The sequence below is a fragment of the Thioalkalicoccus limnaeus genome (assembly GCF_041197575.1).
Lineage (GTDB): Bacteria > Pseudomonadota > Gammaproteobacteria > Chromatiales > Chromatiaceae > Thioalkalicoccus > Thioalkalicoccus limnaeus.
In genome coordinates, this window is sequence record NZ_JBDKXB010000007.1 from 147,033 (window position 1) to 157,353 (window position 10,321).

Below are 10,321 nucleotides of genomic sequence, written 5' to 3' on the forward strand. Positions count from 1 at the left end.
AAGGCCGCAGGCGGGAGTATCGGTATCCCACGCCAGGGATGCATTCCCTTGAGATGCGCCACTCGTCTAGCGAAGTTCATGGACCAGACGGTTGATGTCGTCCTCGGTCAGCGCATCCGCCTCAGGCCGGCCGCCAGCCGATTGTCGATAGCCTGCATACCACTGCACCGCCGCGTCACGACGCTGGCGTACATCCTGGAGCGCCCTGAGCTCGCACTCCGCAACCACGTAGGCGATCGCACGGCCGCGGCGGGTAATCTCGACCGGCTCGCGCTGTGCCCGATCGATAAGCTCTCCGAAACGGTTCTGGGCCTCGACGGATGTCATCACGATCATGGCGGAGCTCCGAAGGATGTTCAGCTATAATGGCTAGTTTAGCCACTCATCATCGAGGTCATCGCCCTTTTCGTCTTCGCAGAGCCCCGGGGGACACACTCACCGCTAAGGAAGCCACTCCTTCCAAGATCCCGACTCCCGGACAAGGCGATCGTCAAAGTGATCGGCGCCAAGAGGCCGGCCCCGGACCGCCCGCACCCCGTGCCGTCATCACACTATCTTGCGCAACTCCACCACCAACAACACCCGAAACCGCGCCAACCCCGGCACCCGGTTCACCAGCCGCTCATACAGCCAGCCGAGCAGGTAGGTCGGGGCCGAGAAGCGCAGGTACTCGGGCCGGCCCTCGATCAGCTCCAGGCGCACCACTTCGAGCCCCCCCCCCCCCGCAGCAAGCCTTCGAATATCAGCCGGCGAGTTGGCCCGATAGCGGGTCGGGAAGACATCATCGCCGGCGCGTCCGCGCCAGCGCACGATCCAGCGATGGAACCCGTGCGGCGTCAGCCGGGCGATCAGCGGCACGTAGTGCCACTTGTTCGGGGTCTTCGCCAGGAACAGGCCGCCCGGGCGCAGCACCCGCGCTATCTCGGCGAAGACCGCCGCCGGATCGGGCAGGTGCTCCAATACGTTGTCGGCGAAGACCAGATCGAAGCTCGCATCCGGATAGGGAATCGCCTCCCCGACGCCCACGCGGCCCTCGTCGAGATAGGGGTTATCGACCACCCGCGGATCAGGATCGACGCCGCAGACGCGCCGCGCCCGGCCACGGAAATCCATCGCCGCGACGATGCCGGCCCCGGCGCCTAGGTCGAGTACATCCAGGTCGGCGTTGTCCAGGTGTGCCAGGATGCGCTCGCGGAAGAACTGGTCGTCCCAGCGGTGCTGGAAATCCGGATAGAGCTTGGCGTCGAGCCAGTGGACTAAGGAACCCATGCCGCCGATGTCCTCCTACTCTCCGATGCGAACCTGGTGCGCACACCACCACACTCCCGCCCCGCAATCGCGCAGGCCATCGTCGAGGTCACGTCCCCGACCACCAGACAGAGATCGGAACGCGCCTCCAGCAACAACCGCTCGTAGCGCGTCATGATCGCCGCCGTCTGCTCGGCCTGGGTGCCGGAGCCGACCTCCAGATTCACGTCCGGCGCCGGGATGCCGAGCTGGTCGAAAAAAGCCCCCGACAGGCGGGGGTCATAGTGTTGGCCGGTGTGGACCAGGCGGTATCGCAACGGACCGCCGGCGGCCTTGCGCGTCTCGAGCGCCCGAATGATCGTCGGGATCTTCATGAATTTTGGCGTGCGCCGGCGATGGTGTATATGCGCATATATTTTGAACCTAGTACGTCCTGCGGCGGGATTCTTGATCCACACATGCCACCATTTTTGACTTTAATTCATCAGCCTCTGACGTATATAGAAAAACTGTTTCCGGAATGGACGCAATATTGCGCTGCCAAACGCCAAGATTTTCTCGCACCTCATTATAAATAAAATCCACAAGCTCGTTTACACTTTCATCTTCAACCGCAAACCCTAAACCATACTTTAGGACTTCTGCTGAATCACCAGTACCTTCAAAGGTAATCATTGGCCTTCGAAAAAAACAGCTTTCATAAAACCGATTCGTCCGCTTCAGCAAGAAAACCCAAGGGTTCATACTTGCTCCAAAATACGGATTCGCCGCCCAGATAATGTCGGCGCCGGAGTACAGCTTCTCGAGCTCCCCCGGGGTCGACCGATATTCCCCTCGATAAAAAACGTTTGGCAACGCCAAGAAACGCGTCACAATATCAGTCTGGTCCATAAAATAGCCGGCAACAATGATCTCAACATCCTGCGGCTTTGATCTCGCTAATGCATCAAGCACGACCAGGGACCATGCGCAGCGCAGCAGTCCGAAATAACCAATTCGGATAGGGCGCCCCTTGAATTGCTCCGCGCTATCTAATGTGGAAACTTCGTCGGAAATATGTCGCAAAGCGAAATCTAGTTTGTTCTCGATGAGAACAATGTCGACTTTAGATTTCAACATCTTCCTATAATAATGCTCAATAAACCCCTGTGCCGTAACGACCAAAAAGCAACACCTCTCGGTAACCAACTTCTCAAAGAATCGCAAAAGGCGGCCCGATAAACCATTTTCAACCTGTGCTTCACGTATATCGCCGACTTCGAGGACGACACCCTTGCCCAACCCAAAAGCCGCACAATGCGCCAAAAAAACCATGTCTGGCCCGAAAGCATAGATTATCTCACTGCGTCTGACGCGTTTGCGTAACCTTGGTATTCCCGAAACAATTCTAAAGAAGCGCTGAACGTAATTTCCATGAGATACCTTCCCCAAAATATAAACCGGGCATCCCGGTGTACGCCCGCGATGGTACTTCCGATCAAAAGCTACGGCTTCGGTGCGAAACCCAACCTTTGCTAGCATCTCAATGCGTTTAGCATGCCGCGGTTGCCCCAATACAGGCAAAATAAACAAAATACCTCCACTTCCGTTTTTTCTTGTTTCCTTCATTTTCATATCCCGCATCACCTTAGCTAAGCGTCATATCAAAACACGATCAATCGGCCCGGTACTCTATTCCCGCATCCCGTAACGAGCGCCGCCGACATCGTTTGACGTCGTATTGTGAGGCCGCAGCAGCAAGGCCGACCAATCCCCAATAAAGCGGGTCACGAAAAACCGTTCCAACGTTAGCTAGCAATATGGCAACGACGAAGAACGCGAGCCATACCAGAATGGCTAAGTGATTACGCTCGCGAAATGCTCGGACCATTAGCCTTCCCACGCCCACGAAAAAAACACCCATAATAAAGACCACTCCGTAAGCGCCCACCTCTGCCGCGAGACCCAGATATCCATTATGCGGGTAGTAACCATAGATGCCAACGAAGTTCCCGGGGCCTATACCTAGAGGCAACAAAGATGCGCCTACCGCCTGTGACGCAAGATACAAGCGCGTTGCGTCAGAGTCGGTTATGTGCCCACTGTGAAAAGCCCCAAAAAAACGCTCCAGCATATAATCTGAGTCGACCAATCCGTATTCCACACCCAGAAATGCCAGGAGACCTAGCAGGACTAGTACAAGCACCGACCGATACACCCACCGAATCAGATGCCGCAACATCACCCCGGCCTTATCGGAGCTAAAATACACAGCGACTATCAACAACGCCGCCACGCAAACTACTGCCAATACATTCTGACGAGACCCCGTATACAGAAACATTCCAATACTGCTCGCGACCAATACTGCGGCGCACAGTGCAAATATGCGACTCCGGACCATATTCAACGCCAACGCACCGAGCGCAAGCGAACAAAAGATAAACTGAACATTCATAAACCTATTAAGATTCGAAAAATAATCCTCACTGAACCACCTGCGCACATGACTTGGGTTAAAAACATTCACGTCGGTCACTGCCATGCCGACTACAACCAACGCCCATACACCGAGCGCAACTATCACAGCCCCCCAAAGAAAGCCTTCTACTTGCGCCAAGGTCCATTGCGACGACAAGCCACCAACCAAAATAACGACAAGCGCCATAAACAGCCAGGAATACACTGAATACAACGCGCCGCCATTTAATGCATAACTTACTAGCGAAAGAGCAAAAATAAAAACCGGAATCAAAGACAAAAACAGAACGCGTCTATCTATGCGGAATAGTTTGTTCGGGCTCATGATTAACCAAACTATCAACAGCAGCATTACGGCCACTCGTGTCGTGGTAACCGGCCCAAAAATCGGATTATTCACCACAAGAAGATAGAACAGCAAGGCGCTCAGAAAACCTTCTCGGTATTGCCTTCTGGAAGCCGGCTTTGCGAGAAAATGTGCTGTCATCACAAACTAACTTTTAATCCAAAGAATGCTACACAGAAAAAAGATTTCGCGCACCCTTTTCCCAAGTGTGGCCTTCTAGGAAGCGTATTGCATTTTTCTTCGGCCAGGTCCTTACTCGTGCTTCCAACTCTTGCATGTCCACGGTCTCGACATCGACAGCGAAGCCAAGCTTATAATGCTCCACCATTTCACCAATAAACGTGTTAGAGCAGCAAACCAGGGGCATACGCGCCGATGCGGCATGGTAAGTCGTCAGCGACACCGATAAATCATCAAGTGGCTTCCAGACAAAATCTGCAAGCAAGGGCCACGACTCAACAGGGATGGTAGAGTACTTGCAGTGCAAAAAGATATTATCCGCCTGACGCAAGTCAGATAGGAGAGCAGCATGGCGGGTCCCCTGCAGCTCATCGATCGGCCCAATGACCATGAACAAAACCGGAACGTTCTCCGACTTCCCTCTTTTGGCCAACCGAAGCAGGTCATATAAGCCTGCTATGTTTTTTCCGGCCACAGTGCCAACCCAAAGCCCAACAATGGGATCTGGGTACGCACTCTTCCTCTGTTCGATCCAGCGCACCGCGTCTCTTATAACGGGGTTCAAAGTACTGGTCTCCGGTGCCGCGGGAACCACCCCGCCGAAACAGGTGACACCGATTTTTGTCGCTTGTACCTTTAAGTGCTCCGACGCCTTTCGCACAAGCAAGTCATCTGTCACAAATATTTTCGCCGCTACGGAAATGAGCATCCGCCGTCGAAACAAAGTAAGCCACGGATAATGCTCGTTGGTTTCTCTATCCACGTTGTGGCATATCCAAGAAATGCGCACTCTGCTAACTAATGCTAGCACGATTGTCGCGAGTTCAGACGCCGTGCGTAGGAGACTACGAGGGAGGCTTCCATAATCATTCAAATAGCGAAAACATATCCCGTAAGGTCGCCGTCCACGCACTAGCATAGAAGCTAGCGCAACGGGTAAACGCATCGCGCTTCCCTTAACGGCAACTAAGTCGCCGGACCCAACGCGACGCGCCGCCCTCGCCCATTGGGAAGACTTAAAGTCATCTTTCTGGATCAAGATTGATCTCATAACATACCTGGGAGGTCTTCTCAGTTTAATCTTTGGGCTTCCAGATTGCACATTCCTGTCGATTAAGCGGAAGCGAATGTGCTATCAGTGGCTGACGAGCTGCTCATTAGCGTGCAGCCGTATTACCGCGATCCTTCTTTGCTGGCCTAACATACAGTCGACACATACCTCCTCGCCGACACGATCCCATCGAGGATGAAGATCACAACGCAGCGGGCCTCGAAAATTCGGCGGCAATAAAAAGTACCCCAAGCGTAGAACCTGGGAGGTCGCCAGATGCGCCAAGATGATCCTATCCACACCAAAACGATTCGCCCTTTGATCTGTAACAATAACACCCGGACGTATTGGGCACTGCATTGGGTGCCCATCTGTCTCCAGCGGCAAAGCGCATTGCTCGCGCGCGACCGATAAGTCATCTGCGATCTTATATCGGCAATACTGCCAATCACTAGGAGAATGTGATTTCTTAACCGTTGCGAGTATCATGTCATTAGATAACCAGCAATAATGTGATACCCGCCTTCCTTCTTCAATCACAGCCACGTTATTAGTCGACCGATCGATCAACATGAATCGCACTTGCTTTTCTCTTTCACCCCCCCCAATGTGAAAAAAGGCAACGAATTTCCCATCGGGGGAAAACTGGGCGTGATTCAAATATTGGTCATCCTGCCATTCTCTGTCTTTACCTAGCTCATCGAAACTTACTATCAGCTCGGTCCGGCCCGACGGTATGTTGACGATGGCCAAACCATCGGCTGAGCACGAACGGAAATTATCTGGCGGTATAGAAGGCTTACTATAACCATAGCCGGGCCTAAACCGCGCAAGTCGCGAAAAGTTGATTGAGACCCCCCATTTTCCATCTGATGTAATATTATATAAAGGAAGTTTTATGATACTGACGTCTTTTTTTCGAGCAACATCCCTGATGCGCGTGACGTGTTTCCCCTCGACGATGTCATTGAAACAGATCAGGTCATCGGAGCCGTTTTTGATCCACTGCGCCATGCAACTTTGCTGCCAACTCCACGCCGTCGTCTCCGCTACCCGAACAAAGGCTGCAGAAAACCTATACGAATCGTTTCTCTCAAAATATCCGATTTGCATAGGCGAGCACTCGTCAGCGATATGAGAAGCACCCTTTGCAATTGATGTGGCTAAAAGCTTGTTATTATCGTAGCTGAACGGCATCTTATCGTGATAGCCGAAAAAAGTTGGCCGACATCCATCAGACAAGTACTGAAGTCGGTCTCCGAGAGCATGATCTAGGCGGAGCAATCTACGACTTATTAGCTGAATCGCTTGTCGCATACTGTATTTTATCGCGTTCATATTTTCGCGTGAGGAACTGGGGCGATGGGCGCCAATAACAATTGAGTGGGAGCCAAGGATCACGCTTGCCGTGCGGAAGGATCAGCGGACACGCTAACGAATGCTGCCGCTATCGCAAGTCGCTAGTAAGGCGTGAACCTGTAATGCATTGGCGAAAAAGAGGCTAATACACACGGTACACGTTGTGGATCGCGCCGCCAACGTCGCTCTTGTACAGATCTTCGAACGCAAAAGTGTCTCCTGTTTCGGAAAAATCTTTCGAATATTCTTTGATGAAGGGATGACGAGGGCCACTACGTAGCGAGCGATTGTAAGACAATCCGACCAGATAGCCAGCGTCACTCTCGGCAATACCGCGGGCGAACAGGTGTTCGTTGCTAATCCGAACATGTATTATGGTGCCATCTGGTCGAATACAGCCAACGCTTTCATTTCCTGACTCGGTCACTAGAATTCGGCCGGCGGAATCAAGAAGTATGTCGTGCGGCCTATGAAACTCATCAATCGGCGTGACAAAACTAGACTGCATGTTTTCCAGGTTGAGCTCTATTAGAGGCGAACGAGGGCGACCATTCCATTTCGCGGATAGAATCAATAAGCGGTCGCCGACTTGCCTCACTTCGTTTAGGTGATGGTTGTGATACGGCGAGTTTTTTTTGTCGATGCCGCGGTACTCTGCTTTAGCGAATGGCACTTTGATACTGTTCGCTATGCGCAACCGTCCTGCAATCTTTCCTGGAATTCGGCCGGAGCGCTTGAGGAAGGACAGAATACGTGGCATCGTCAATTTCTGGTCAATACCAGCATCGTCGGGCCGCCAAGCCCACTGAAGCTCGTAACTGTGCCGCTTAAAGCAAAGGAGAGTATCAATTGCGGTCGCGCAGATAAATAGGTGCTGCTCCGTAGCGAAAAGTCCGTGATTATCGCTCATAAGCGGGTGGGAAAATGCATCGACAATTTGAAAGGTGTCATGGTCGACGACTGCGACGTAGTTCCATAAAGACAGATATAAGAGATTGTCATAATGCGCAATTCCCTGGACGAATGAGCGCATATATGAGTAGCGGGTAGTATAATTGGCCGCCGGGAATTTTAAGGTTCTTAGTATTTGTTTTTTCGTCCAATCAAGCTCAACCAGAAGACCATAGGTATTGATGTTTGTGTTATGGGTTAGCGGTTTAATGGTTACTAAGTATTTCATCGATGATCATCCGCGTTACGGAATTTGAATTTGGCTTAACGGTGGCGGCTGGATAGCGAGGCGGCGCGGCAGGTAGGGAGTTCAATCTGACGGCTCTTCCGCACTTTTTGATCCCTCGGTCGCTTGAAGGGGCAATGTTACCTAAAGATCCCCGAGTTCTCGAGCTTGAGGGAGAATTTATCCTTGTAGATCCGGGCGAAAACTGCATGATCGGAACGTGGGTGAGGCTAGCCAGATTGAACTACCTACGCGGGAGGCATAGGCTGATGAATAGAGATCTTGAGGGCACAATCCACGATTGAAGACCAAGTGCGTCACTGATCGCCTGAGCGCGCGCGGAGGGGCAGGTCAATCGCTACCGTTTCGATCTGGATCCGCCGCCATACAGCGCGACGTAGCAGAACGTTCCATATGAATAGTGTTGACGCGGTAGCCGCAGCCGCACCGATAACCCCGAACAGAGGGATCATCACGACACTGAGCAGCACGTTGGCAGCGGCCGCGACGGCGACGCCCCGCATCGTATCCCGCTCATGGCCTGTCATGTTGAGCAGGACCCCGACAGACCCCATGCCGGCATTGACTAGTTGGCCAATAGCTAGAATGGCCAATGGTGTGTAGGCGGCGGCGTATTCCGAACCAAAGGCGAGAACGAGGAGCATCTCACCGAAGAGCACGAAGATCAAGGTGACCGGGACCGCCAGCGCCAAGATCGCGCGGGCGCTCTGGGTGACGAGTCGCTGCAGACGGACTCGGTCGCCTTGGGCGTAAAAACGGGCGAAATAGGGCATTGCCACCATATTGACGGCCGTGAGACCGAAGGTGATGAGCATTGCGACGGAAACGGCAACCTTGTAGATCCCAACTTCCTCGTGGGTGGTAAATAGCCCAAGCAGCAGAACTCCGATCTGGGCATTGATGACCTGGAGACCAGCCGTCAGCGCCAATGGCCAAGCGGATACCGTCCAGTCGCGAGCGGCGTAGACCGAGATTGGGCGGTGAGCCAATTCCACCGGGCGCGAACGCCAGAGGAGCCAAGCCCCGAGACCAAAGGCCATTGCGGAGGCTAGCGCGTGCAGGCCCATCGCTGTCGACGCCGTCAGGGTCTGGGCAGGCAAGATCAGGATGACGATCAGGCAAAGCCCCAGTAATAACCCTGGGCGAAAGATATGTTCCGGCAATTGTCCGGCGACGACATGACGGAGCCCGCGCAGAGCGGCACCTCGGAGGTTGCCGAGGGCGATCAGCGGGATGAGCAGCAGTCCGACCACCAGGGTCGCGCGGGTGAGATCATCGAGACGATCGCCGAAGAGCCAGAGGCCGGCAAAGGCGAGGCCCAGCACGGCCGTTGAGAACAACCAGACCACCAGCGTGCTCCAGCGCCACAGACCGCGCATCAGCCCCCATTGCTCGGCGGCCTGGGCCTTGGCCGTCTCGCGCACGACGAGTTGCGGGAGGCCGAGCTGGGTGGGGATCGCCAAGAGCGAGACGATGGCGAACACGAAGGCATAGACGCCATAGCCTTCCGGCCCGAGCGTGCGGGCCAGGAGCATCACGAGCAGGAAGCCCAGCGCGGTGCTGCCGAGCTTGAGGGCTACGCTGCCCAGGCCGCCGCGGATCAGGCGGCCACGCAGGCTCGAAGCTGGGCCGAGCAGGGCGGCGAGGCGCGTGGTGAGCGGATGGGCGCGCGAAGCCGGGCCGGTTGGGGTGGGCGATGAATCCGTCGTCACAGCGGCTCTGATCTGTTGCGGTGGTTGGGTGCTGGGGTCGGGGTCTTAGCCACGGATTGACGCGGATAAACACGGATAGAAGACTGAGAGGCGTGGCGGTTCGCCTGGCATCCCTGGTGCCTATCCTCAAGCTTTGACGATGTGCTCGGCCGGTTCCTGGTAGCGGCCGCGCGTGTCGACGATGAGCCGGGCGTGGGCCTTGATCAGGTCGTAGTCGAAGCGGTCATGATCGGTCGCGAGCAGCACGCAGTCGGCGCCGGCCAGGGTCTCGGGCGTGAGCGGGACCGAGGCGAGGTCGAAGTCGTGCCGGCGCATCGGGATGAACCGCGGCACGTGGGGATCCGAGTAGCTGATGACGGCGCCCTTGTGCTGGAGCAGTTCCATGAGCTCGATGGCCGGGGACTCGCGCCGGTCGTCGACGTTCTTCTTGTAGGCGATGCCGAGCACGAGGATCTTGGCGCCCTTGATCGCCTGGCCGCGCGCGTTCAGGGCGTCGGCGACCTTGGCGACGACCCATTGGGGCATGTTGGCGTTGACCTCGCCGGCGAGTTCGATGAAGCGGGTGCTGAGCCCATATTCGCGGGCCTTCCAGGTCAGGTAGAAGGGATCGATCGGGATGCAGTGTCCGCCGAGGCCGGGGCCGGGGTAGTAGGGCGTGAAGCCGAACGGCTTGGTCGCGGCGGCGCGGATGACCTCGTGGATGTCGATGCCCATCTTGTCGCAGACGATCTTGAGCTCGTTGACCAGCACGATGTTGAGCTCGATGC

At 55.0% G+C, this 10,321-nt stretch carries 10 protein-coding genes; all 10 read right to left on the reverse strand.

The genetic code is table 11. From position 1 onward, the window contains the following. Positions 1 to 66: 66 nt before the first annotated feature. Positions 67 to 336, reverse strand: coding sequence for a type II toxin-antitoxin system prevent-host-death family antitoxin (locus tag ABC977_RS08135; protein ID WP_369666745.1), 270 nt, complete (start codon positions 334 to 336; stop codon positions 67 to 69). A 210-nt stretch (positions 337 to 546) separates the two neighbouring features. Then, complete coding sequence (locus tag ABC977_RS08140; RefSeq protein WP_369666746.1) at positions 547 to 1,269, reverse strand: class I SAM-dependent methyltransferase; 723 nt, start codon at positions 1,267 to 1,269, stop codon at positions 547 to 549. Beyond that, complete coding sequence (locus ABC977_RS08145) at positions 1,257 to 1,622, reverse strand: UDP-N-acetylglucosamine 2-epimerase (RefSeq protein ID WP_439849176.1); 366 nt, start codon at positions 1,620 to 1,622, stop codon at positions 1,257 to 1,259. Before ABC977_RS08145 ends, ABC977_RS08140 begins: the two co-directional genes overlap by 13 nt. A 49-nt stretch (positions 1,623 to 1,671) precedes the next feature. Then, complete coding sequence (locus tag ABC977_RS08150) at positions 1,672 to 2,862, reverse strand: glycosyltransferase family protein (RefSeq protein WP_369666747.1); 1,191 nt, start codon at positions 2,860 to 2,862, stop codon at positions 1,672 to 1,674. 40 nt (positions 2,863 to 2,902) lie between these two features. Beyond that, a complete protein-coding gene (locus ABC977_RS08155; RefSeq protein WP_369666748.1) occupies positions 2,903 to 4,195 on the reverse strand; it encodes an O-antigen ligase family protein in 1,293 nt (430 codons plus the stop codon). Between the two features lie 28 nt (positions 4,196 to 4,223). Beyond that, a complete protein-coding gene (locus tag ABC977_RS08160) occupies positions 4,224 to 4,997 on the reverse strand; it encodes a glycosyltransferase (protein WP_369666749.1) in 774 nt (257 codons plus the stop codon). 372 nt (positions 4,998 to 5,369) lie between these two features. Next, positions 5,370 to 6,482, reverse strand: a complete 1,113-nt coding sequence (locus ABC977_RS08165; protein WP_369666750.1) for a hypothetical protein — start codon at positions 6,480 to 6,482, stop codon at positions 5,370 to 5,372. Positions 6,483 to 6,786: 304 nt separating this feature from the next. After that, the gene (locus tag ABC977_RS08170; RefSeq protein ID WP_369666751.1) at positions 6,787 to 7,824 is read right to left on the reverse strand and encodes an NHL repeat-containing protein; all 1,038 of its coding nucleotides are present in this window, start codon (positions 7,822 to 7,824) and stop codon (positions 6,787 to 6,789) included. Between the two features lie 314 nt (positions 7,825 to 8,138). Next, positions 8,139 to 9,554: a flippase gene (locus ABC977_RS08175; protein WP_369666752.1), complete on the reverse strand. Its 1,416-nt coding sequence runs from the start codon at positions 9,552 to 9,554 to the stop codon at positions 8,139 to 8,141. Positions 9,555 to 9,680: 126 nt separating this feature from the next. Continuing rightward, on the reverse strand, positions 9,681 to 10,321 hold a 641-nt coding region (locus tag ABC977_RS08180), incomplete at its 5' end, for a nucleotide sugar dehydrogenase (RefSeq protein ID WP_369666753.1).

Bases quoted from the DNA above. Each gene is read 5' to 3' on its own strand.
- ABC977_RS08135 (WP_369666745.1), bottom strand. From the start codon at position 336: ATGATCGTGATGACATCCGTCGAGGCCCAGAACCGTTTCGGAGAGCTT.
- ABC977_RS08140 (WP_369666746.1), bottom strand. From the start codon at position 1,269: ATGGGTTCCTTAGTCCACTGGCTCGACGCCAAGCTCTATCCGGATTTC.
- ABC977_RS08145 (WP_439849176.1), bottom strand. From the start codon at position 1,622: ATGAAGATCCCGACGATCATTCGGGCGCTCGAGACGCGCAAGGCCGCC.
- ABC977_RS08150 (WP_369666747.1), bottom strand. From the start codon at position 2,862: ATGAAAATGAAGGAAACAAGAAAAAACGGAAGTGGAGGTATTTTGTTT.
- ABC977_RS08155 (WP_369666748.1), bottom strand. From the start codon at position 4,195: ATGACAGCACATTTTCTCGCAAAGCCGGCTTCCAGAAGGCAATACCGA.
- ABC977_RS08165 (WP_369666750.1), bottom strand. From the start codon at position 6,482: ATGCCGTTCAGCTACGATAATAACAAGCTTTTAGCCACATCAATTGCA.
- ABC977_RS08170 (WP_369666751.1), bottom strand. From the start codon at position 7,824: ATGAAATACTTAGTAACCATTAAACCGCTAACCCATAACACAAACATC.